Raw genomic sequence first — 23,012 nt, 5'->3', positions numbered from 1 at the left:
CTTTTCTGTCGGAATCAGTGTGGGAGATCAGCCCGGTGATAGCCCGGGGGCGGGTCGAAAATCATGACCGGCTGCGGTGCGCGGCTAACGGAGACCGCTTCGACGACCGGCTTTCCGCCATGGACGGCTCCCAGCATCAGCCCGTCATCCGTGTAACAGAATGTGGTCAGCCTGCTGTCGCTGTCGACACTGTCCCAGATCGTGCAGGCCTCCCCCGCGATATGTCCCTGCCCCACACGGCGCCACGTTCCCGTGGCAGGCGTTCCCGGTGCAGCAAAACCCGTTCCCGGCGCAGGCGTGACGGTTGCCGTATGGTTGGTACGATCCAGAACCATGAGGGTGTGGGTCCGGTAGTCGGTCAGCATGACGGTGGCGGACCCTTCGGTCTCTACCCGCTGACGCCACAGGGCGGACGTCCAGCGCATCCGCTGGCGCAGATGCCCGCCCGACGGCCCCGTAGTCAGGACATAGGTGATGTCCGCATCATGCAGGGGCGTCACGAAGGGTGCTTCACTGTCTGCCGAAGCGGAGGGGGATGCCGCATCCTCCGCACATACCGGATGAGCGAAAGCGATCAACAGACCACCCACGACCGCGATGCCCGCCGAGAGCATTCTTTTCATTTAGGGTCACCACCCTCGGAACCGCTCGGTGGCTGATCGGGCGTGGAGACCGAGCCGTCTCCCGCGGAATCATTGGGAACGGAGGGTTGTGTTGTATCCGGTTGTACCGTCTGCCCCGGCAAGAGGCCAGGCAGGACCGCGGACTGCTTTCCAGACTGGGAGGCGCCTGAACCTGGCGTGGTGGTCGCGGGAACAGGGACGTCATGACTGCCAATCAGGGGCGTGTCAGGATCGGCGGCATCGGGAGGCGTGACTTCCGATGTTGTGGTCTTGGTGTCGCTTCCTGACGCTTCGGGCACGGGGGACGGTGTGGGGCTTCCGGCCTCGCCCTGATGCGCGGGACGGGCTTTGGGCTGAAGTTCATGAAAGCCTTCGGGGGGCTGGAAGGCCGAGGCAGGAATGTCCTGATAGGACACTGACAGCGCCTTGATTGAGCCCTCGACGCCGTCCGCGTCCACGCCATTTTCCCGGAGAATGACGCCATCCGTCGTCACGCATGCCGTGGCCTTGCCGTGGCTGCTCTGGATCGTCCACAGATCGCAGGACACGCCGGCCACGGTGTCATGACCCGCTGGTGTATACTGCATATCCAGATCGAGCATGAACGGATTGTGCAGCCCGTGGGTCGGATGAAGGCGGGTGTAGATCTGCTGCTTCATCATCACGAGCGTCACCTGCTGCCCCGGGCGGTCGAGGATGGTCACGCCGTTTCCGTCCTGAGAATCAATTCGCAGCAGATCGCCAGCACCCGAGAATGCCACCTTCACAGTCCCCGGGCCGCCTTTGGTCGCATCGTTTGGCGTGGCCAGCGCGTAGACGACCGTGACGTCCCGTGTCGGTGTCAGGCGGGGATGGTCTTCGGCACAGGCCGGCAAAGGCAGGCACAGAGCCGCTCCCAGCAGGCCGAGCACTGCTCCGTATCCAGAGGCAGGGTGCGGGAAAACAGTCATGGCGGATCTCCGGCAGGGGCGCGCAGTGACGCAATGAAGTCGCGAAGGGCAGGAAGACTGAAATCTTCGGGCCAGACCGCGCGAACGGTCAAAGCCTGGTGAAGCAGGGACTGGTAGTCCGCCGCCGGAATCCCGATACCGCCCAACCCCGTCAGATGGGGCGTCGTGTATTGTGTATCCAGAAGCGTGTACCCTCCCTTGCGCAGCCCGGCGACAAGATGGACGAGTGCTACCTTAGAAGCATCCCGTTCCCGCGAAAACATGCTCTCCCCGAAAAAAGCCCCGCGCAGGCAGACGCCATACAGGCCACCTGCGAGCGTTCCGCCGTTCCAGACCTCGATGGAACGGGCGTTTCCCCGACGGTGCAGTTCGCCGTAAAGCGCGCGGATCCGTCCGCTGATCCAGGTCGTTTCCCGACCGGGCGCGGGTTCGGCGCAGGCCAGCATGACATCGTCAAAGGCCCTGTCCGCCGTGACCGTCAGTCTGCCCGACATCACGAGTTTCAGGAGCTTTTTCGAAACGTGCATCCCGCCGAGCGGCATGATCCCGCGTTCTTCGGGCAGGTACCATGTCAGTTCCTCGCTACCCGCATCAGGAGCCATGGGGAAAATCCCCGAAGCATAGGCCTTGAGCAGAAGGTCAGGCGTGATCTCGTCCGTAATCATGAAACCTTCAGAAGAAAAATGAGCCGCAGCAGCGATGCCCATGATAGGGGTGGAGCATTGATCGGGAGACCACGCGTGCCGCTAGCCTTCGTTTACGCTATTATTCTTGTCATTCTCGGTCTGTTGCGCCTTGCGATACCGCAAGCGCATGGCCTGTTTCTTATGCTGGCGGAAATCAGCGCGGTCTGTCTGGTTGTCTCGGCGCTGATCGATCTGTTGATGATGCGGGACAACCGTGATCTCCGTCCATGATCGGGGCGTCCTTCACAGGAGACTGATCAACACCAGAAGAAGTCCAGCCATCGACATACCCCAGATCAGACTTCTGATCGGGCCCCAGCCAAAGGCGTAGGCCGGGATATAAGCCGCGCGGGCAAGAAAATAGAGACCTGCGCCCCATCCGGTCAGCGGGCTGTAATGGCCCGATACCCAGGCCAGAAGAACCGCACCGATAAAGATGGGCAGCGTTTCCGCCAGATTCGCCTGCGCGCGCTTCAGCCGCGCAGCCATTCCGGTATAACGCGGCGGATCACCGTCGCGGTTGCTGCTCGCCCATTGCAATCCGTCCTGCTGGCGGCACGCGGCAGCAGTCAGGAAAAGCTGGACGACGGCCAGCACCAGTGTCCAGCCAAGCCAGACAAGACCGATCGGCATGGGCTTTTCCCCAGAAACTCCTGAAGATCAGGAGAAGGTTTCAGATGCGCCCGTCCCTCCCGCACGCAGGTCCTCGGCGGCTTCCTTAACGGCCAGACCATGCGTGCGTTCCAGACGCCGGATCGTGAAATGCGCGCGCGCCAGGGCACGGTAATGCGCCAGAAACGCCCCGTTGAGCGACGCGCCACACAGCGCACCGGCTACCGGCACCATCTGCAACGCGAATTTACGCGACAGGCCGATCCCGTAATGCGAGGCCACTTCTGCCATCAGCATCACGATGGGGCGTCCGCGAAGGAGCGCCCGGGCCGAGAAAAATCCAAGCTCGCTCTCATCGTCACTCTGACGGGCCGGAAAACTGCGCAGGGCGAAGACTTCCAGACAGGCCCGGCGCGTTTCCTCGTCGCGCAGATCTTCGCCTTCCTCGCGAGCGATGCGGGCAATTTCGCGCATGATGGTCAGCGTCGTGAATCCGATATCCGGCGCCAGACCGAAGATCCCTCCGAAGCCGCCCAGTGCGCCGGAAACGGCAACGGCGGCCTGTCCCAGATTTTCGCGCATGGGATTACGGGGAGCAGGTGCATCGTTATCGATGCCCAGAACCGCCACGCGGAAGGCCCGTTCAATCGCAAGTTCTGCCGTTTTGTGGAATTTTTCCTGCACTGACGGGGCCAGCCCGAGTCCCTGCATTCCGAGTCGCGTCGCCTGTCCGACGGCGCCCCCCATCAGATCTGCAAGACGAACGAGTACCCCACGGCCCTGCTCCACCTTTTCGAGAACCGACTGAAGCTGGGCAAGGGACTCCCCATCCAGCGCCATCGAAGCGAATTCGCTGGTCGGAAGCCGTGTGTCATTCACTGCGGTCATGACGATCAAAACTCCTGTTCGTAAGACCTGAAACCGTTTACCGGATAGCAGGTTTCATATCCTAACATGGCGTCATCATGGGCATACCGGCATCATGAGGCCACCGCTGGGGTGAGGAGAATTACAACAATGACCGTATTTTCGCGCTGGATCCTGTCTGTTCCGCTGACAGCCGGCCTCCTCATCACCGCTTCTTCCACCATGTCGTCTGTCGCCCTGGCTGCAACGGGCCATGTCCGCCATCATGCTGCGCATGGCACAGCCAATCTGCCGCAGATGGGACCGAGTGCGGGTCAGATCGTTGCTGCCCCGGCCAAGCCGCTGACCCCCGCTCAGAAAGCCGCGCTTCCAGACGAGGGCGCGCCTCCTCCGCCGGACGGGTATGTGGAAGTCGAGGATTCCGAAGCTGCCCTCGCCAGCTACAGCGACCGCGTCCGCACGCATCTTCCGGTCGGCATGCCCGGTACGAACGCCCAGCAGAAAACCAATGGCCCCAACAATCTGCCGTCCCATTTCTCACTGTTCGGCATGCCGGTGAAGTTCAATGCCCCCGTGCAGTCGCCTTACAGGGATGAAGATTCTCCGACGAGCTATGCTGGTCATCCAGTTAATGGACAAACGAACATCCTCGTGAATGGCGATTCTTCCCCCATTCACTGAAATGACTGTTATCAGGCGTTCGTCCAGCCGCCGATCCGGGTCAGATGGTGGAATTCCTGTTCCGTCACCGGCGCTACGGACAGTCTGGACTGTCTGAGCAACGCCATCTCCGCAAGATCGGGGTCCGCCTTGATCTCGGCCAGGCTGACGGGACGCGTGAATGCTCCGTTTGCCCTGACATCCACGCAGACCCAGCGCGGATCGTCCGCCGTCGGGTCCGGATAGGCTTCCCGCACAATCTCCACCACGCCCACGATGCATTTTTCGCTAACGGAATGGTAAAAGAACGCCAGATCTCCCGTTTTCATCGCCGCGAGATTGTTGCGCGCCTGATAGTTCCGCACGCCCGTCCACGGTTCCACATTATTGTGAACCTGTTCCGCCCATGAAAACGCCTCGGGCTCCGATTTCACCAGCCAGTACGCCACGGTTCACTCCTGCTGCATGGGTGTTGAACGCTCATTTCCGTGAAACGTGATAACAGTGATCGGAACAATGGGACAACGCGCCTCTTCCGAATATGATTGCTTCGGACTATTTCAATGGGGAACCATTCGCGGGAACCCGGTTGCCGCGCCGCCACTCTGCCGAGGTCCGTGTCCCTGTGCGCCCTACCCCCAACCTGCTCCATCGCTATGCCAATCCGGGGCAGTTCCTGCGTCTGGCGCGCGCCCTGCTTCCCTGGTTGAGCAGCGGCGCGATCCTGTTCCTGACGATCGGGGTCATCTGGGGCCTGTTCATCGCTCCCGCTGACTGGCAGCAGGGCGATACGGTTCGCATCATGTATGTGCATGTCCCGATGGCCTGGCTGGCGTCGTCCTGTTATCTGGGGCTCGCGGTCTGTGCCGTGCTGTCGCTGGTCTGGCGGCATCCGCTTGCGGATCTGGCCGCCATCGAGATCGGACCCGTCGGTGCCTGTGCTGCCGCTTTGTGTCTGATTACGGGTTCGCTCTGGGGCGAGCCGATGTGGGGCACATGGTGGGTGTGGGATGCACGCCTGACCTCGATGCTGGTGCTGTTCTTTTTGTATCTCGGCCATATTGCCCTGATCCGAGCCTTCGATGAGCCTGCCCGTGGCCAGCGGGCCGCCGCAATCCTCGCTCTGGCGGGTGTGATCGACCTGCCGATCATCAAGTTCAGTGTCCAGTGGTGGAACACACTGCATCAGCCCGACAGTATCACCCTGACCGGCGCGCCCACCATGTCCATGATGATGCTCTGGCCGCTGTTGATCTGCACGATCGGCTTCACGCTCGGTGTTGCGGCCGTCATTTTCACCCGGCTCAGCGCCGCCATCCATGAAAGCCGTGCGCGCCAGATGATGGCCCGTTCGCGTCTCGATCGCAGGGACAGTCAAGTCGCATGATGCACCTCCCGAACCACTGGCAATATATTGCGGTATCCTACGCTCTCACGCTGGGCTGTTCGCTCGTCCTCGGCGTTGGTGCTGCTCTGCGCCTTCGGAAATCCAAAGCCCGTCTGGCCGCCGTCGAAGGTCATGCCCGCCGTCGTGAAAGGTCAGCATCATGACCCGCAAGACCCGTCGTCTCTGGATCGTTATCGCCTGTGTCGCCTGCGTCGGCTCCGCTGCCGCCCTGACCCTGCGGGCGTTCTCGTCCAACATCGTCTTTTTCATGGCGCCGTCGCAGGTGAAGGCTAATCCACCCTCGCCTGACCGAACCATCCGCCTTGGCGGCATGGTTATGGCCGGCAGCCTGCACCGTATCAACGAGAACGGCACTCCCGTGAACGCCTTCGAAGTTACGGACGGACAGGCCGCCGTCGAGGTGCATTACACCGGAATCCTCCCCGACCTGTTCCGTGAAGGACAGAGCGTGGTGGCCCTCGGCACCGTGCAGAAGGATGGCGGCTTCACAGCCAGCGAAGTTCTCGCCAAGCATGACGAGACCTACATGCCCAAAGAAGTCGCGGACGAACTCAAACGGACTGGCAAATGGGACCCGCGCTTCGGCAAAGCGCCGGACGCCTCAAGTTGGGACACCATGACCGCAAAGAAAGCAGGGGGCTGATCGCCTGATGTTCGGACCAGAACAGGGCCATTTCGCCCTGGCCCTCGCTTGTGTGCTTGCCCTTGTGCAGTTCGCCGTTCCGCTCTGGGGCGCCAGCCGCCGCGACGCCCGTCTCGTAGGGCTCGCACCCTATCTTGCGGTCTCGCAGCTTATCGCACTGGGTTATTCGTTCCTGTGCCTCGTGATGTGCGCCGTCAGCGACGATTTCTCCGTCCAAAACGTCGCGGCGAACTCCGCCGTCTCCAAGCCACTGCTGTATAAAATCACGGGCGTCTGGGGCAACCATGAAGGCTCCGTCCTGCTCTGGACGCTGATCCTCGCTGTTTGCGGCGGCGCAGTCTCGCTATTTGGCCGCAACCTGCCGGACATCCTGCGCGGACGCGTTCTGGCCATCCTCGGCGGTGTCTCCGCCGGGTTCCAGATGTTCTGCCTTCTGACCTCCGATCCGTTCGACCGTGTATTCCCGGCACCGATGGATGGTCAGGGCATGAATCCGCTCCTTCAGGATCCGGGCCTCGCCTTCCACCCCCCCATTCTCTACACCGGCTATGTCGGTTTCGCCGTCCCCTTCGCCTTCGCGGTCGCCGCCCTGATTGAGGGCCGCGTTGATGCCGCATGGGGCCGCTGGGTTCGTCCCTGGGCCGTGGCGGCCTGGTGCTTTCTGACCTGTGGTATCGCGCTGGGCTCCTGGTGGTCCTATTATGTGCTGGGCTGGGGCGGTTACTGGTTCTGGGATCCGGTGGAAAACGCCTCCCTCATTCCCTGGCTGACGGGCACCGCCCTCGTTCATTCTGCCATTGTCGTGGAAAAGCGCGAAGGCCTGAAAATCTGGACGGTCCTGCTGGCCATTGCGACTTTCTCGTTCTCCCTGTCCGGCACGTTCCTCGTCCGCTCGGGGATCCTGAACTCGGTCCATGCCTTCGCCAACGATCCCGCTCGTGGCGTGTTCATCCTTGCCTTGCTGGCCATCGTTATCGGCGGCTCGCTTGCACTGTTTGCGTGGCGAGCGCCCTCCCTCACCTCGACCGGTCTGTTCTCGCCCGTTTCGCGTGAAGGCTCGCTGGTCCTGAACAACATCCTGCTGTGCTCGATCTGCGCCGTCGTCGTCACAGGCACGATGTACCCGCCCTTCATGCAGCTTCTGGCTGGACGGACGATCTCTGTTGGCAAGCCATTCTTTGACGCCGCGACGATCCCGCTGACCCTGCCGCTCCTGCTGGCCATGGGCGTCGGCACCGCGCTGCCGTGGAAGCGCGCACAGCTCGCCCGGACCTTCTCGCATCTTTATGCCGCAGCCGGGATTGCGGCGGTCGGGCTGGTCCTGTGCTTCTGGAAGCTTTCCGGCATCCTGCCCATCGCCTGCGGCGCGCTGGCCGTCTGGGTGATCGCGGCTTCCGTCTCCGACGTGTTGCGCCGGATCGGCATCGGCCATACCTCCGCGCAGGGCGTGTGGGAGCGTATGAAGAACCTGCCGCGCTCAAGCTGGGGAGCGGCGCTGGCCCATATCGGCGCAGGCATCACCATTCTCGGCCTGTGCGGCATGTCTCAGGCCGAGCACGCGATTGTTGAAGTTCATATCGGCGAAACGCGCTCTCTGGCCGGAGACGACTGGACGCTGCTGGATGTGCACGACTATATCGGCCCGAACTACAAGGCCATGCAGGCCGACATCGCCATCCGCCATAACGGCAAGCTCGTGACAATCCTGCATCCAGAAAAGCGTGACTTCACGACGCAGAGCCAGACCACGACCGAAGTCGCGATCCACACCAACTTTATCACCGACCTGTACGGCGTGGTGGGCGACCGGCATGGCACGGGCAAGGACACGACCTATGTCCTGCGCCTGCACCGCAATCCGCTCGCGCCCTGGATGTGGCTGGGCGGGCTGATCATGGCCATTGGCGGCGCATTCTCGCTGTCTGACCGCCGGATGCGGATCGGCGCCCCCAAGCGCGCGGCCGCCCGCAACATGGCCCGCGCCTGAGGGGAGAGAGACATGAACGCAACACGACGCGGCATCCTCACGGCCGCTCCGATCATTGGTGCAGGTGTCCTCGGCGTCGGCTTCTGGCGGATGCTGAGCGACATGCGCAGCGGCGCCTTCGACCCGCGCGCCATCAAGAACCCCAATGTCGGCAAACCCATCCCGAGCTTCGCCATGCCCGGCCTCCCAGGTCTTGGCGATGGCTTCACCGATGCGGAACTGAAAGCCCAGCACCGCCCGGTTCTGGTCAATTTCTTTGCTTCATGGTGCATTCCCTGCGTGGCGGAAATGCCCGGCCTGCGTGCGATTTCGCGCAACATGCCGATCTGGGGCATCGCCTATGAGGACAAGCCCGAGAACGCTGCCGGCTTCGTCCAGCGTGACGGCTCCCCCTATGCGCGCGTTGCGTCAGACCGCCATGGCCGCGTCGCGATCGACTGGGGCGTGACAGGCGTGCCCGAGAGTTTTCTGGTCGCACCGGGAGGCCGCATCATCTGGCACGGAAGCGCAGCCCTCGATCCACAGATCTACGAGGCGGAAATCCGCCCGAGGCTGGCCGGTCTATGAAGACCTTCAAGCGCTTTCCGGCCCTGCTGCTCGCAGTGGGTCTGATTGGTGGTGGTGTAGCACTCGCCTTGGATGATCCGTCCGAAATGCTGCCCAACCCGGCGCAGGAAAAGCGGGCCGAAGCCATTGGAGCGCATCTGCGCTGCCTTGTCTGTCAGAATGAGAGCATCGAGGACAGCAGCGCGCCCCTCGCCCGCGATCTGCGCAAGGTCGTGCGCGAGCAGGTCTCGGCTGGGAAATCTGATCAGCAGATCATGGACTGGATGACCGAACGCTATGGCGAGTTCATCCGTCTGGCCCCACAGTTTTCATGGTCCACCGCTCTGCTCTGGCTGATGCCGGCGCTCGCGCTGGTGGCCGGACTTGTCATTGCATGGCGTGCGACCAAACGCCGCACCGTCGTCACGCCTGCGCCGCTCACGGATGATGAGCGCGCGCGTCTGGATGCCCTGTCGGGCCGGGAGTAAACTTTTTGTTCTGGTTGGGAATCCTGATTATTGCAGCGGTGGCCCTGTGCCCCGCATTTCTGGGGCTGCGGACCCTGCGCCGGCGCGTCAACGCGCGTGACTCCGCTCTGACGCTGTATCGTGGACAGCTTGGCGATCTGGAGCGCGATCATGCCCTCGCCCTCATTAATGACGACGAATATCAGGCGGCCCGTCTGGAAGTTCAGCGTCGCCTGCTGGCCACGGATGGCGAAGCCGCCGTTGAGGATCTGTCTGCCGAACCCACAAAGCGCAGACGTATCCTGCCCGCCGCAGCCGTCGGGATTGGCATTCCGGTGCTGGCTTTTGCGCTTTACATCGTCAACGGTCATCCCTCCCTGCCCCCCCAGCCTCTGAGCGAACGACAGACAGGCCCGGATGCGAAGGATCTGCAGATGATCCAGAAGCTCCAGGCCGAAGTGGCAACGATCCCCGCAGGCTCCCAGACCTATGCGACCGGGCATTTCCTGCTGGGACAGGTCGAAGCCAAGGCGGGGATGACAAAAGAGGCAATCCGGGACTGGAAAGCGGCTCTCGACGCCCATTTCGAGCCCGAACTTGCTGTTCGTCTCGCGGAGCTTGAAAGCCGGGATGGAAGCCATATCTCTGCTGAAAGCCTCGACCTTTATCGTCGTGCCCTGGCGGCAGCCCCGGCTGATGCCCCCTGGCGCATGGCGGTGGAAGCGCGTATCGCGGTCGGCGAACATCAGGAGAATAACGGTCAGTGAGAAAACCCGAAGCCAACGCCATCGCGCTGTGCCCCGTCTGCCGTCAACCCATGCGTCCCACCTCGGAAAAATGCCCCAGTTGCGGAGCAGAGCGCCATTACGGCCCTCAGGTCATTGAATCCTGCGTCTGTGCCTTTGCGGGAATGGTTCTTCTTTCTGCGGTTTCGACCCTGTTGCTGCCCATTTCGCTCTGGACGATCGTCTTCGCCGCCGTGGGGCTGGTGGCCGGTTTCCTGTTTTCCCACAACCGTTTCAGCGGTGATCGCTGGCTGAAATAAAGCGAGGGAGGCGGATGCCTGTTCAGGCATGCTCCACCCAGCACACCTCCCGGACTCTTCACGGATCCGGAACATTCCTGCTAATGGGCAGGAATGACACAATCCTCCGGACGCTCACTGCCTTTTTTCGTCGCCATGGCTATTCTGTCCTGGGCAAGCGCCTATCCTGTCGTCCGGATTGCCCTGCATGATTTCGCGCCCGTTCCACTGGCCGCGTTGCGCTATGCCGTCGCAGCGGTCATGGCGACACTCTGGCTTTGCTGGAAACGTCCTGCGCGCCCGCTGACCGCTGATATTCCGCAGATTTTTGCCTGCGGCATGATCGGGATCATGCTTTACAATATCATGTTCAACTGCGGAGAAATGACCGTCTCATCCGGAGCTGCCAGCCTTCTGATCAGCGCCGCACCATTAATGGCGGGGCTTCTGGCCATGGTGTTCCTCGGTGAGCGCATGTCCCGCTGGGGCTGGGCTGGATCGATTCTGAGCTTCAGCGGCGTCGCCATGATCGCCAACGGGCAAAGCGGTGGCCTCTCCTTTGGTTCCGGTGCGACACTGGTGTTCGGCGCGGCTGTCTGCGCGGCGTTTTACACGATCCTTCAGAAGGGCCTGATCCGCCGTTACGGCGCCCTGCCGACGATCGCTTATGTCCTGATTTCCGGTGCGATTTTCCTGACCCCCTGGCTGCCTCAGGGCCTCACAAGTTTCTCTCATGCCTCATGGCAGGGACAGGCGGCTGTGCTGGAACTCGGGATTTTCCCCGCGGCTTTTGGTTATGCCGCCTGGGGATTCGTCATCGGCCATCTCGGCGCGTCCCGGGGCGCCGCGCTGCTTTACCTTCTGCCCCCCGTCACGATGGTTCTGGCCTATATCCTCACCGACGAGGTCCCCTCTCTGCGCACCCTGATCGGAGGAGCCGTCGTGATGGCCGGCGTGATCCTGACCAATACCTATGGCCGCCACCCGGTTGCCCAGATCGTGGAATCCTGAAGCCGCTTCTTCGCTGTGACGGCATCCTGATTTTCTATGGCTGTCTTCCTTTGTCCTGCGGCGATTGTGCGATAATTTCCGCGATGAAATGAGCCCGATCACCCGCAGGAAAGCCGAAAACAGACAATGAGCCGCACCGAAACCGATGGCATGGGCCCGATCGACGTCGCTGACGATGTGCTGTGGGGCGCGCAGACCCAGCGCTCCCTGAAATATTTCAGCATCGGCCGCGAGCTGATGCCGCATGAAATGATCGAGGCCTATGCGATCATGAAGCGCGCCTGCGCGACGGCCAATGCCGCCAGCGGTCGCCTGTCGCAGGACCGGGCCGATCTGATCCAGACTGTCTGTGACGAGATCATCAGGGGTGAGCATGACCGGATGTTCCCGCTGCATGTCTGGATGACGGGTTCGGGCACGCAGTTCAACATGAACGTCAATGAAGTGATCGCAAACCGCGGCTGTCAGATCACCGGCAATCCGCTCGGCAGCAAGACGCCCCTGCATCCGAACGATCACGTCAACATGTCGCAGTCCACCAACTGCAACTTCCCGACCGCCATGCATATCGCGGCCGTCCTTGGCACGCATCGCCGCCTCATCCCGGCCCTGACCCGCCTGCGCGACGCCATGGCCGCCAAGGCCGAGGAATGGCGCGATCTGGTCAAGGTCGGCCGCACACATCTTCAGGATGCCGTTCCCATCACGCTGGGTCAGGAATGGCACGGCTATGCCGGGATGCTGACGGACAATATCGCCCGTCTGGAACAGGCCCGCGATGGTCTGTTCCCCCTCGCCCTCGGCGGCACGGCACTGGGCACGGGCGTCAGCACGGATGAAGGCTTCGACCGCCGCGCGTGTACGGAAATCGCACGGCTGACGAGCCTCGGCTTCACGGCAGGTGAGAACAAGTTCGCGCTTCAGGGCGCACATGACGCACTCGTGCATCTATCAGGCGCGCTGCGCACGACGGCAGGCAGCCTGTTCAAGATCGCCAATGACATCCGCCTCCTCGCCTGCGGCCCGCGAGCCGGTCTGGGTGAACTGCACCTGCCGGAGAACGAGCCGGGATCGTCGATCATGCCGGGCAAGATCAACCCGACGCAGGCCGAGGCGCTGGCCATGCTCGCCCTTCAGGTCATGAGCAATGACGTTGCGGTCGGGCTGGGCGGGGCTGCGGGCATGCTGGACATGAATGTCTACAAACCGCTCATGATCCACAACATCATGCAGGGCATCACCCTTCTGCATGATGGGTCGGAAAACTTCCGCCGGTTCCTCGTCGAAGGCACGAAAGCCAATACGGAGAAGCTGAAGCAGGATCTGGAGCGTTCGCTCGTTCTCGTCACAGCGCTTTCGCCTGCCATCGGCTATGACCGCGCCGCACAAGTCGCGCATCACGCCATGGAAAAGGATCTGAGCCCGCGTGAAGCCGCACTGGAACTGGGTTTCATGACATCCGAAGAGTATGACCGCGTCGCCGACCCGCGCCTGATGCTGCGCCCCAACATCACGCCCCGCGGAACCTGATTGAACGCCAGCTTCAAACTGCTTCCGCATGACGAAAACTTCATGCGGAAGCGATGGCCGTTACGCCTCAGGACTGATAGGGCGGACTCTTCCTGTTTTTTCCCGGAGATGCCCGTCAGATGATGACCCGCCGCGCAGCCCTGCTCGCCTTAACGCTCCTCTCCCCTGTCTGCACGGCTGCGGCGGCCGATGCCCCCAAGACCGACGCCAAGGTTGAAGCCGTGAAGGCAAATGACGCCTTTACGGGCGAGCCCGCCCTGCTCCCGGCGGATTCCATCACCCAGCATCATCTGAACGGCATCGCCTACACCGCTCATGCCGGAACGCTCATCCTGCGCGGCCCCGACGGCAAGCCTACGGCCCGCATGTTCTATGTGTCCTACACGAAGGATGGCGTCCCGGCTGGCACACGCCCGGTCTCGTATTTCTTCAATGGCGGTCCGGGTGCGGCCACGGCCTATCTGAACCTCGGCGCGGCTGGCCCCAAGGCCCTGACCATGCCTGCCAAGGACCCAACGGACGGCACCCATGCCCAGCTCGGTGACAACCCCGATAGCTGGCTCCCCGTCACTGACATGGTCTTCATCGACGCTGTGGGCACAGGGTATTCCCGCCCCACCGATACGGCCAAGGCCGGAGACCAGTTCTACGGCGTCAAGCAGGACGCCAGCGCCTTCGCCAAAGCCATCGGCCTGTGGACGTCGGCCAACGGTCGTGAAGCCTCCCCGCACTACCTCGTGGGTGAAAGCTATGGCGGCATCCGTTCCATTCAGGTCGCAAATGCGCTCCAGATGGAACAGGGCATCCTGCTCAATGGCATCGTCATGATCTCCCCGGCCATCGAGATGCCCCTGCTGGATTCAGACGACAACCCGCTCTCCGCCGCCCTCATGATGCCTAGCCTGATCACATCGCATCAGAGTCCGAACGTGACGGACAAGACTGCCGAAGACGCCTATCAGTGGTCCCTGAACACCTATCTGCCGAAAATCGCCGGCAAGCTCCCGTCGGGTAGCGAAGGTCAGGCGCTTTATGCCGAGATCGCCCAGCGCACCGGCCTGCCGCAGGACGTGATTGCCCGCCAGCACGGAATCCCGGCCATCGGCTCGCATGACATCATGTCCCGGAACGGACGCCTGTATGGGCTTTATGATTTCACGCAGTCGATCGCCGATCCTTCGGCAGACGGCTTGGACGAGAGCCCAGATCCGACGCTGTTCGGCTTTGGTCGCGCTTATGGCAACGCCTTCTCGGGCTATGCCGCAAACGACCTCGGCTTCAAGACCCCCCTGACCTACGATCTGCTGTCCTTCAAGGTGAACTCAAGCTGGAAATGGAGCGCGGGTGGTCCCTCTCCGATCCATCAGATCCCGGTTTTGAACCGCCTTCTGGCTCTTGATCCCGGTCTGCGCGTTTTCGTAGCGAACGGCTATTATGACGTGGCCTGCCCGTTCGCGACCGCACGCTGGATGAAGGACCACCTGACCGTCGGATCGGACCGCGTCTCCCTGCATCTCTATCAGGGTGGTCACATGCTCTACACCCGCCCGGCCAGCCGTCATGCCCTCTCGGCAGATGTCGCGTCCTGGATTCAGGCGGATAGCCGCCAACCCTGAAACATAATGTCATAAATTGACAGTCCCGGCGGAGGAACAGATAATAGACAGGATGATATCTGGACCTCCCCGGACGGGGTTTTCCCTGCGGGCAATGACAATCGCAAACTGAGTGCTCTCCATGTCTGCTGTTTTTCGAACTGTCGCTGATGACTGCAGACAGTCTGCCCCGCGGACGACCTCTTCTTTTCCGGGGCGGGCTTTCATTTGACCCGCCAGCGAACCGCTGTCTCCGAGACAGAATATTCGCTGGAACATGCTGTCACGACGTCCTGCGACCGTGAGCCCATTCATCGTCCCGATGCGATTCAGCCATATGGTCTTCTACTGATCGCGGACAGCACAACGTTCAAAATCGTCGGGGGGGCCGGTGACATCGAGACGCGCCTTGCCCCTGAGTGGCTTGGCTGTTCTCTGGCGAAAATCCTTGCTGTTTCATCGGCCCGTTTACACGACGAAAAACACCTCTCCCTCTCCGATCTGCGGATTCCAGGCCTGAAAGGCGAGACTTTCAGCGTTCTTCGGCGCAATCAGGATGCGCATATTCTCATTGAACTCGAACCGGTCGAGCCGCACAATCTTCTCACCTGGGACATCTTTGGTGAAATCGACCGGACCGCGGACCGCTTTGAACGCTGCCCGGATACGGCATCGGTCTGTCGTCAGGGTGCGGCGATTTTCCAGCGTTTTACCGGATTCGACCGTGTTCTGGTCTATCGCTTCATGGAAGACGGAACGGGACGTGTCGTCGGGGAAAGCAGGAACGATGCGTTCCCCTCCCTCATGAACCATCACTTCCCGGCCAGCGATATTCCGGCGCAGGCTCGTGCGCTCTACCTGCGCAACCGCATCCGCGTCATTCCGGACATCACCTATGAAGCGGCCCCTCTCCGTCCGGCGAAAGCCGGGCTTGCGGGACTGAACCTCAGCGACGTGCAGCTCCGGAGCGTCTCACCCATCCATCTTCAGTACATGGCCAATATGGGCGTCCGGGCTTCGGCTTCGGTGTCGCTGGTTGTGGACGGAGTGCTGTGGGGCCTGATTGCCTGCCATAATGCAACGCCCCGCCGCCTGCCGGAGGACGTGCGCGCGGCCTGCCGGACACTGGCAGGCGTGATGTCGCGGCAGTTGCGGAACAAAGAGGAGCTGGTCACCTATCAGGAGCGCCTGCGCCTGCGCAATTCCATGGAATTCGTGACATCGCACTTCGATGCCCGCCTTCCCATCGAGAGCAATCTGCGCAGCTTCATGAACGAACTGCAGTCCCTGTTCCCCTGCAACGGCTTTGCGGTCATCAGCGGCGAGACCATTACTGGCAGCGGCGTGCTTCCAGACAACACAACCCTGCACAGGCTGCATGACTGGCTGAGAATGGGAACCAGTGGCGGTGTTTTTACCAGTGCCGTTCTGGAGAAAGATTACCCGCCTGCCGCCGAATGGCCGGAGCGCTCCGCAGGCCTCCTTGCCATCACGCTCCCCTTCCGTACGCCCACATGTCTCATCTGGAGTCGCGTCGAAATCATCCAGACCATCGAGTGGGCAGGCAATCCGCATAAGGGCAGCGCCGAAGATAACGGTGTTCTGCGACCGCGGACTTCTTTCCGGACCTGGGAGCAGACGATCCGCGGCCACAGCCTGCGCTGGACGGCCGAACAGAAACAGGCCGCGCGCCGCCTGCGTCGCGTCCTGATCGCGGATTACCAGACCCATCAGCTCAGGGAGCTTAATGCAACACTGGCTGCGACCCTTGAGGAGCGTGAAAATCTGCTCCAGCAAAAAGACTTCCTGATCCGCGAAGTCAATCACCGTGTCCAGAACTCGCTTCAGATGGTGGCGTCGTTCCTGAAACTCCAGGCGCACAGTGCCTCTCACGGAGACACTACGATCGCGCTGACAGAAGCCCAGCACCGCGTTGCAGCAATCGGCCTGCTCCATCGACGCCTGTATCGGGACGAACATTTAGGTGTCGTGGATCTGGGGCGTTATCTTGAGGAGCTGATGGAAGAGCTCTGCTCTTCGCTGGGGGAGGAATGGCACACGCAGCTCCACCTCTCCCTCATTCCAGTTGTGATTTCGGCTGACCGGGCGATCAATATCGGCCTCGTCCTGACCGAACTGATCATCAATGCCAGTAAATATGCCTATGACGGCAAGGCTGGTCCGCTGTATGTCGGCCTCTCCCAGACCAGAGACCGGCTGATCCTGACCGTTTCCGATCAGGGTGAAGCTACTCCACAGCTCAAGGGAACAGGCTTCGGGACACGGATGATGACAGCCGTGGTCAGCAGTCTTTCCGGGACCCTCACCTACACGACGCTTAATCCGGGCCTCGAAGCCGTGGTGACTTTACCGCTGGAATCCATCCATCCGAAGGAGTCCGAGGTTGATACGGAAGCGGCGCTCTCCCGGTCTCCCTATCCATATCCCTGAATGCGGCTTTGTTTTTCGGATATGCAAAAAGGCGCCGACCCTTAGGTCCGGCGCCTTTTTGAGGTCCTGTTCCGAAAACGATGGCGTTCAGGCAACAAGCTTGCCTTCCTTGTCGACCAGCTCGATCGGGTAGTCGCCGGTAAAGCAGGCGTCACAGTAACGACGCGCGCCTTCCGCACGGTTGGCATGTCCGAGCGCCCTGTAGAGTCCGTCGAAGCTGACGAAGGCGAGACTGTCAGCCCCGATCGCCCTTGCCATCTCCTCAAGGGTATGCGTGGCGGCCATCAGCTTGCTCTCTTCCGGCGTGTCGATACCGTAGAAGCAGGCATGTTTCGTTGGCGGAGAGGTGATGCGCATATGCACTTCGGTCGCGCCCGCCGCACGGACCATATCCACGATCTTGCGTGAAGTCGTGCCGCGAACGATCGAGTCATCCACCAGAATGACGCGCTTGCCAGCCAGAATGGGCCGGTTGGCGGAATGTTTCATCTTCACGCCGAGATTGCGGATCTGATCGGTCGGTTCGATGAATGTCCGTCCCACATAATGGTTCCGGATAATGCCAAGTTCGAACGGAATGCCGCTTTCCGCTGCATAGCCGATCGCAGACGGCACACCGGAATCTGGCACCGGCACGACGACATCGGCGTCCACTGCGCTTTCCCTCGCCAGTTCGCACCCGATCTGGCGACGCGCCTCATAGACCGGCTGACCTTCCAGAACGGAGTCAGGCCGGGCAAAGTAGATATATTCAAACACGCAGAACCGGCCGCCCTGGTCTCCGAACGGACGCAGAGAGCGCAGGCCTTCGTTGTTGATCACAACGATCTCACCCGGTTCGATATCCCGGACATAATCCGCGCCGATAATATCGAGTGCGCAGGTTTCGCTGGCCAGAACCCAGCCACCATTGCCCTGTTCGTGACCGGGCATCCGTCCCAGAACCAGAGGACGCACGCCCAGCGGATCACGCATTCCGATCAGACCGTCATCCGGGGTCAGCGTAATCAGCGAATACGCACCTTTGACCTGTTTGACAGCATCGATGAAGCGGTCGAGCACGGTCGTATAGAGCGAAATGGCGATCAGGTGGATGAAGACTTCCGTATCCGTAGAGGAATGGAAGATGCATCCGCGCTTGACCAGCGCCTGTTTGAGCGTCGCGGAATTGGTCAGGTTTCCGTTATGGGCGACGGCGAGGCCGCCGAATTCATAATCGGCATAGAGCGGCTGGACGTTGCGGACATGCGTGCCGCCCGTCGTCGCATAGCGGTTGTGGCCGATCGCGACACCGCCGGGCAACGTCGCCATGACGCGGCTGTCTCCAAAGACGTCACCGACGAGCCCCAGACCTTTATGCTGATGGAACCGTTCGCCATCGAAACTGACGATGCCCGCCGCTTCCTGTCCACGATGTTGGAGGGCGTGCAGGCCCAAGGCTGTCAGGGCCGATGCATCAGGCACACCCCAGACGCCAAAAACTCCGCACTCTTCATACGGGCGGTTGAGACTGTCGGACTGGGTCATGCGGCGCGGCCTTTCCGGACTGGTTTCACAAGGACGCCTCATGGCCGCTTGTGACCTCGGACGCAAGATGCGGTTGCAGGAAATGAGGCAGATAACCTGTGAGATGGGTCGCCCCGGCGGCAATGTAGGGACCAATGAGGCTTCCCTGCATCACATAGGTCATCCATGAGCCAAAAAAAGAGCCAGCCAGAAGATAAAGCACGATCAGGGCCACATAACCGCGGATCAATCCGAACACCGCGCCCAGAATGCGATCCACACCGCCGAACAAAATACCCCTCGTCGCCGCGCCAACCCGCGCGCCCAGCATCGTGAACACGAGCAGCACGACCACGAACAAGATTGCTGTGCTGGCGCTTTCGGCAAGAGCCCCCTGATGAAGATAGGGCTCCAGGTACGGCGCGAGCAGCCCATGGAACCTATAGGTCAGGACAATTGCCCCCACCCATGCCAGCAGCCCTGCAAGTTCGGTCGCAAAGCCCCGTGTCAGCCCCCACAACGCCGAAAGGCCTATGATGACCAGAGCAGCGATGTCGAGACGGGTCAGATCGGCAGCAGTGATATGAGACAGGTCTGGCAACGCTGGCATGTTACGGGAGCTTCGTTGAGCGGAAACGGCCGCCCTTGTAGGGACGGATGCCGTTTGCGCGCAACTCGTCGGAGAGCCGGATGCGCTCATCCAGTTCCTCCCAAACCAGAGCCGCCTCCACGTCCCGGGTCTTCCAGATCTTCTCGAGCAGGACGATGAAGGCCGCGCTGTCCCGGACGAGGGCTGCGCGGTCATTGACCATGACATCCAGAACACAGGATGCCCCGGAAATTCCGAGCCTCTGTGAAAGCCGGGTGGCCTTCCGGTTTTTCCGGAATGGTGCCGATTTTTCCTGTGATGCCATAGGCACATGATGTGCGTAAGGCCGCTGGCAGGCAACCCGTTCTGCCTTGGATTCCTTTCGCCGTTTCGGTCTGACAAGATTCGGACAAAAAGTTCCTACGACAGACATTATGTAAAATTTTCAATGTTTTTGCAAACAATTGAAAAACCTGGACTTTTCTTTTTCCAAAATCATGTTTTAATTTTTTTCAAACTTAACCCCTTGCGCTTAAGTTACCTATTTATTAACTCGCCCTGAAATTAACACGGCATAAACCAAGTGCGGACCATTCCCCATTTTTCAAAGGGAGCAGTCCACACACATCAGGGCTTTAATCACATGACAAATCGCTGGATCGGTGGTGCAACAGGGAACTGGTTCGTCGCTTCAAACTGGAGCGACAACAAGATTCCACAGGACGAAGCCTGGATCGATATCCTCGCCGGCACGACGCCTGACGGAAGCGCCACGACCATTCAGTTTGACCAATTTATCTCCCAGAAGCTTCAAACACTGACGGTCGCCGCGCAAACAACCCTTGATGTCACGGCAACATCAAAGGACAGCACCGCAACAGTGTTCAACGTCAACACCCTCACGGTCGCCCAGGGTGGAACGCTCGACATCGATACGGCCAATGCGGTGAATCTGAGCAGCACCACGACCGTAAACGGCACCCTGCAGATCAGCGGCAACCCGAGCGTAACGATCAACAGCGCTACAATTAACGGTACGGGAACGCTGATTCTGGACGGCTCCACACTGGGCAGCGCAAGCGCACAGTTCACGATGGACTCCGGCCTTACGACGGTCCTTCAGAACGGCGCGTCCCTGTACGTCAACGGTAAAAGTGCAGGTGGCCAGGTCACCTTCGGCCGCGATGCCGTGGACGGCGCTTCGAGCCAGCTCGTTCTTTCGGACTACAACGACACCATCAGCACGCCGATCACGGGCTATGATGCCGCATCCGTCATCACCATCGACGCAGGCAAATCCACGCCGCTGAGCGCCACGTTCACGTCGAACGGTAATGGCACGTATACGCTGACTGTAGCTTTCGACCAGTATGGCAACGGCATTACGCTTTCGAACGTATCCTTTGGTCCGAATTCTGCTCCGGGCACACCGACCATTGTCCAGAATGCGGACGGAAGCTGGAGCGTCGTCAACGGCGCAACTGGATATAACGGCCAGATCTGCTACCTCGCCGGAAGCATGATCCTGACGCCGGAAGGCGAGCGCGCCATCGAGACGCTTGTCGCAGGCGACCAGGTCACGGTCTATGAGAATGGTGAAACCCGCAGCGAGATGGTTGTGCGTGTCGGGCACGCTCATACCGCCGTTGGCAAGAGCGGCTATGCCGATATTGACGCCGTTCCGGTCCGTATCCGCGCCGGTGCGTTGTCTGATGGCGTTCCCAGCCGTGATCTTCTGGTCACGCCGGAACACTGCCTGATGCTTGAAGGCGGCTTCGTTCCTGCCCGTATGCTCGTGAACGGCATGAGCATCGTCTACGACCATGCCATCACGGACTATGACTACTACCATATCGAGACGGTCCGTCATTCGGTTCTGATCGCCAATGGTGCACTGTCCGAAAGCTTCCTGGATGCCGGTCATCGCCCTGATGCCCTGATGGCAGGCAACACGGTCAGCCGTCTGCGCCCGCTGAGCTGGGAGCAGGACGCTGCGGCGCCCCTGCTGACGGACCGTGAGCATGTCGAACCCCTGTTCGCCGCAATTGCCCTGCGCGCAGAGACGCTCGGTTACGCCCGCCCGCAGATTGCTCCGTCCAATGGAATGGCAAACGAGACGCGTCTTGTTCTGCAGGATGGCACAGCTCTTTACCCGATCCGCACTCAGGGCGAGCAGTTCGTGTTCATGCTGCCTGAGGGCTGCCAGAATGTTCGCATCATCAGCTCCGCAGGCCGACCGGCCGATGAGATCGGGCCGTTCGTTGATGATCGACGCATGCTTGGCGTGTTGGTAGGTGAAGTTAGGGTCTGGACGGGTGAGCAGACGCATCGTGTCACAGACCACCTCGCCAACCCCTATGCTGACGGCTGGTGGAGCATCGAGAGCAGCCACGCGCGCTGGACTGGTGGAAATGCCCGTCTGGATCTCGGCTCTCTGCTGAAGACATCCGGCGGTATTCTGAGCCTCCAGATTCTGGGTCATGGTGTCCAGGCAGACACTCAGGCGCGCTTTGCCGCCTGATCCCGTCTCTTCAGACTTTGACAAAGAAAAAGGCAGATCCCTTACCGGGATCTGCCTTTTTCTTTAGAGAAAGATGCGGGGTCAGAAGTGACCCCTGCCGTAAAAGGAAAGCTATTTCAGGCGGCAACAGATTTGGCGGTCTTGAGCTGACGCTCCTGCCAGACGGTTGCCAGAGCCGCAACAAGCTCATCAATCATCTCGTTGGTATGGAGCGGTGTCGGCGTGATGCGCAGACGTTCCGTTCCGCGCGGGACCGTTGGGAAGTTGATGGGCTGGATATAGTTGCCAAAACGGTTCAGCAGCTCATCGGACAGGCTCCGGCACAGCTCAGCTTCGCCAACCATGACCGGTACGATATGGCTCGGGTTCATGACGTGGGGAATGCCGGCCTTGTCCAGTGACTGTCGCAGATACGCTACGGCGCGCTGCTGTCCTTCACGTTCCGCGCTGCTTCCACGAAGATAGCGCACGCTGGCCAGAGCACCCGCTGCGATCATCGGCGGAAGGGCGGTGGAAAAAATGAAGCCGGACCCGAAGGACCGAACAAAGTCGCAGAGCGCAGCGGATGCCGCGATATAGCCGCCCACCACGCCATAGCCCTTGCCAAGCGTTCCCTCGATCACCGTCAGACGGTGGGACAGCCCGAGCTTCTCGGCCACGCCAGCACCGTGATCACCATACATGCCAACCGCATGAACCTCGTCGAGATAGGTCATGGCGCCGTATTTATCGGCCAGATCACAGAAAGCTTCGATCGGGGCAATATCGCCGTCCATCGAATAGACCGACTCGAAAGCGATGATCTTCGGGACATCTGCTGGAAGGTCCTTCAGGCATCGTTCAAGATCTTCCACGTCGTTGTGACGGAAAATCTGCTTCTCCGCACGGGAATGGCGGATGCCCTCGATCATGGACGCATGATTGAGTTCGTCAGAGAGCACGACGCAGTTGCGCAAACGTCCAGCGATGGTTCCAAGCGTAACCCAGTTTGACAGGTAGCCTGAATTGAACAGTAGCGCGCTTTCCTTGCCATGAAGGGACGCCAGCTCCTTTTCCAGCTCCACATGATAGTGGTTCGTGCCGGAAATATTGCGGGTTCCACCTGCTCCGGCACCGGTCTCGTCCAGGGCTGTATGCATGGCCTTCAGGACCTCGGGATGTTGCCCCATGCCGAGATAATCGTTCGAACACCAGACGGTGACATCACGGCCCAGGCCATGATGGAAAGCCTTCGGGAAATTGCCTGCCCGGCGCTCCAGATCCGCAAAGTAACGGTAGCTGCCATCCGCATGCAGACCGTCGAGAGCGGACTGAAACATCGCATCATAGTTCATCG

25 protein-coding genes are annotated in these 23,012 nt (G+C 60.8%); 15 read left to right on the top strand and 10 right to left on the bottom strand.

Features of this window, described 5'->3' with window-relative positions; all coding sequences use genetic code 11:
* Window positions 1-14: 14 nt before the first annotated feature.
* The 3 genes from GKA01_RS00285 to aat are packed head-to-tail and all read right to left on the bottom strand — an operon-like array spanning window position 15 to window position 2,238.
* Entirely contained in the window at window positions 15-623 is a 609-nt protein-coding gene (locus GKA01_RS00285) for a hypothetical protein (protein WP_146858083.1), read from the bottom strand.
* Window positions 620-1,573, bottom strand: a complete 954-nt coding sequence (locus GKA01_RS00280; RefSeq protein WP_146858081.1) for a hypothetical protein — start codon at window positions 1,571-1,573, stop codon at window positions 620-622. The genes GKA01_RS00285 and GKA01_RS00280 overlap by 4 nt, the downstream gene beginning before the upstream one ends.
* Entirely contained in the window at window positions 1,570-2,238 is a 669-nt protein-coding gene (gene aat / locus GKA01_RS00275; RefSeq protein WP_146858079.1) for a leucyl/phenylalanyl-tRNA--protein transferase, read from the bottom strand. The genes GKA01_RS00280 and aat overlap by 4 nt, the downstream gene beginning before the upstream one ends.
* Before the next feature lie 18 nt (window positions 2,239-2,256).
* Between aat and GKA01_RS00270 the strand changes: the two genes are divergently transcribed.
* Entirely contained in the window at window positions 2,257-2,490 is a 234-nt protein-coding gene (locus tag GKA01_RS00270; protein ID WP_146858077.1) for a hypothetical protein, read from the top strand.
* 12 nt (window positions 2,491-2,502) lie between these two features.
* Here GKA01_RS00270 and GKA01_RS00265 read toward each other — a convergent pair whose 3' ends face one another.
* Window positions 2,503-2,892 carry an MAPEG family protein gene (locus GKA01_RS00265; RefSeq protein WP_146858075.1) on the bottom strand — a complete coding sequence of 130 codons (390 nt, stop codon included), beginning with the start codon at window positions 2,890-2,892 and terminating at the stop codon, window positions 2,503-2,505.
* A gap of 27 nt (window positions 2,893-2,919) precedes the next feature.
* Window positions 2,920-3,759, bottom strand: a complete 840-nt coding sequence (locus tag GKA01_RS00260; protein ID WP_146858073.1) for an EcsC family protein — start codon at window positions 3,757-3,759, stop codon at window positions 2,920-2,922.
* Window positions 3,760-3,888: 129 nt separating this feature from the next.
* Between GKA01_RS00260 and GKA01_RS00255 the strand changes: the two genes are divergently transcribed.
* On the top strand, window positions 3,889-4,419 hold the full coding sequence (locus GKA01_RS00255) for a hypothetical protein (RefSeq protein ID WP_146858071.1): 531 nt from the start codon (window positions 3,889-3,891) through the stop codon (window positions 4,417-4,419).
* An 11-nt stretch (window positions 4,420-4,430) separates the two neighbouring features.
* On the opposite strand, the gene GKA01_RS00250 is transcribed toward GKA01_RS00255, so the two are convergent.
* The gene (locus tag GKA01_RS00250; RefSeq protein WP_146858069.1) at window positions 4,431-4,847 is read right to left on the bottom strand and encodes an EVE domain-containing protein; all 417 of its coding nucleotides are present in this window, start codon (window positions 4,845-4,847) and stop codon (window positions 4,431-4,433) included.
* A gap of 176 nt (window positions 4,848-5,023) precedes the next feature.
* On the opposite strand from GKA01_RS00250, the gene GKA01_RS00245 reads away from it, so the two are divergent.
* The 12 genes from GKA01_RS00245 to GKA01_RS00195 all read left to right on the top strand — a co-directional run bounded on the left by GKA01_RS00245 (window position 5,024) and on the right by GKA01_RS00195 (window position 17,060).
* Window positions 5,024-5,785 carry a heme ABC transporter permease gene (locus GKA01_RS00245; protein ID WP_146858579.1) on the top strand — a complete coding sequence of 254 codons (762 nt, stop codon included), beginning with the start codon at window positions 5,024-5,026 and terminating at the stop codon, window positions 5,783-5,785.
* Window positions 5,782-5,949, top strand: coding sequence for a hypothetical protein (locus GKA01_RS13545; RefSeq protein ID WP_167506290.1), 168 nt, complete (start codon window positions 5,782-5,784; stop codon window positions 5,947-5,949). The genes GKA01_RS00245 and GKA01_RS13545 overlap by 4 nt, the downstream gene beginning before the upstream one ends.
* On the top strand, window positions 5,946-6,449 hold the full coding sequence (gene ccmE / locus GKA01_RS00240) for a cytochrome c maturation protein CcmE (RefSeq protein WP_146858067.1): 504 nt from the start codon (window positions 5,946-5,948) through the stop codon (window positions 6,447-6,449). The genes GKA01_RS13545 and ccmE overlap by 4 nt, the downstream gene beginning before the upstream one ends.
* Before the next feature lie 7 nt (window positions 6,450-6,456).
* Window positions 6,457-8,436, top strand: coding sequence for a heme lyase CcmF/NrfE family subunit (locus GKA01_RS00235; RefSeq protein ID WP_146858065.1), 1,980 nt, complete (start codon window positions 6,457-6,459; stop codon window positions 8,434-8,436).
* A gap of 12 nt (window positions 8,437-8,448) precedes the next feature.
* Window positions 8,449-9,003 (top strand): DsbE family thiol:disulfide interchange protein, encoded by a 555-nt coding sequence (locus tag GKA01_RS00230; RefSeq protein ID WP_146858063.1) that lies wholly within the window; start codon window positions 8,449-8,451, stop codon window positions 9,001-9,003.
* Window positions 9,000-9,470 carry a cytochrome c-type biogenesis protein gene (locus tag GKA01_RS00225; RefSeq protein WP_146858061.1) on the top strand — a complete coding sequence of 157 codons (471 nt, stop codon included), beginning with the start codon at window positions 9,000-9,002 and terminating at the stop codon, window positions 9,468-9,470. The genes GKA01_RS00230 and GKA01_RS00225 overlap by 4 nt, the downstream gene beginning before the upstream one ends.
* Before the next feature lie 5 nt (window positions 9,471-9,475).
* Window positions 9,476-10,216: a c-type cytochrome biogenesis protein CcmI gene (ccmI, locus tag GKA01_RS00220; RefSeq protein WP_146858059.1), complete on the top strand. Its 741-nt coding sequence runs from the start codon at window positions 9,476-9,478 to the stop codon at window positions 10,214-10,216.
* Window positions 10,213-10,494: a hypothetical protein gene (locus tag GKA01_RS00215; protein ID WP_146858057.1), complete on the top strand. Its 282-nt coding sequence runs from the start codon at window positions 10,213-10,215 to the stop codon at window positions 10,492-10,494. The genes ccmI and GKA01_RS00215 overlap by 4 nt, the downstream gene beginning before the upstream one ends.
* Before the next feature lie 93 nt (window positions 10,495-10,587).
* Window positions 10,588-11,484, top strand: coding sequence for a DMT family transporter (locus GKA01_RS00210; RefSeq protein WP_146858055.1), 897 nt, complete (start codon window positions 10,588-10,590; stop codon window positions 11,482-11,484).
* A gap of 126 nt (window positions 11,485-11,610) precedes the next feature.
* Window positions 11,611-13,014 carry a class II fumarate hydratase gene (locus tag GKA01_RS00205; RefSeq protein WP_146858053.1) on the top strand — a complete coding sequence of 468 codons (1,404 nt, stop codon included), beginning with the start codon at window positions 11,611-11,613 and terminating at the stop codon, window positions 13,012-13,014.
* A 119-nt stretch (window positions 13,015-13,133) separates the two neighbouring features.
* A complete protein-coding gene (locus GKA01_RS00200; RefSeq protein ID WP_146858051.1) occupies window positions 13,134-14,630 on the top strand; it encodes a S10 family peptidase in 1,497 nt (498 codons plus the stop codon).
* Between the two features lie 207 nt (window positions 14,631-14,837).
* The gene (locus GKA01_RS00195) at window positions 14,838-17,060 is read left to right on the top strand and encodes a histidine kinase dimerization/phosphoacceptor domain -containing protein (RefSeq protein WP_194265782.1); all 2,223 of its coding nucleotides are present in this window, start codon (window positions 14,838-14,840) and stop codon (window positions 17,058-17,060) included.
* Window positions 17,061-17,147: 87 nt separating this feature from the next.
* On the opposite strand, the gene purF is transcribed toward GKA01_RS00195, so the two are convergent.
* The 3 genes from purF to GKA01_RS00180 are packed head-to-tail and all read right to left on the bottom strand — an operon-like array spanning window position 17,148 to window position 19,480.
* Window positions 17,148-18,587 carry an amidophosphoribosyltransferase gene (purF, locus tag GKA01_RS00190; protein ID WP_146858049.1) on the bottom strand — a complete coding sequence of 480 codons (1,440 nt, stop codon included), beginning with the start codon at window positions 18,585-18,587 and terminating at the stop codon, window positions 17,148-17,150.
* A 25-nt stretch (window positions 18,588-18,612) separates the two neighbouring features.
* A complete protein-coding gene (locus GKA01_RS00185; protein ID WP_146858047.1) occupies window positions 18,613-19,176 on the bottom strand; it encodes a CvpA family protein in 564 nt (187 codons plus the stop codon).
* Between the two features lies 1 nt (window position 19,177).
* A complete protein-coding gene (locus tag GKA01_RS00180) occupies window positions 19,178-19,480 on the bottom strand; it encodes a hypothetical protein (protein ID WP_146858045.1) in 303 nt (100 codons plus the stop codon).
* Between the two features lie 318 nt (window positions 19,481-19,798).
* Between GKA01_RS00180 and GKA01_RS00175 the strand changes: the two genes are divergently transcribed.
* On the top strand, window positions 19,799-21,676 hold the full coding sequence (locus GKA01_RS00175) for a Hint domain-containing protein (protein ID WP_146858043.1): 1,878 nt from the start codon (window positions 19,799-19,801) through the stop codon (window positions 21,674-21,676).
* Window positions 21,677-21,792: 116 nt separating this feature from the next.
* Here GKA01_RS00175 and hemA read toward each other — a convergent pair whose 3' ends face one another.
* Window positions 21,793-23,010 carry a 5-aminolevulinate synthase gene (gene hemA / locus GKA01_RS00170; protein ID WP_146858041.1) on the bottom strand — a complete coding sequence of 406 codons (1,218 nt, stop codon included), beginning with the start codon at window positions 23,008-23,010 and terminating at the stop codon, window positions 21,793-21,795.
* Between the last annotated feature and the right edge of the window lie 2 nt (window positions 23,011-23,012).

The sequence above is a fragment of the Gluconobacter kanchanaburiensis NBRC 103587 genome (genome assembly GCF_007988905.1).
GTDB lineage: Bacteria > Pseudomonadota > Alphaproteobacteria > Acetobacterales > Acetobacteraceae > Gluconobacter > Gluconobacter kanchanaburiensis.
This window is presented reverse-complemented; position numbering and strand designations above follow the sequence as displayed.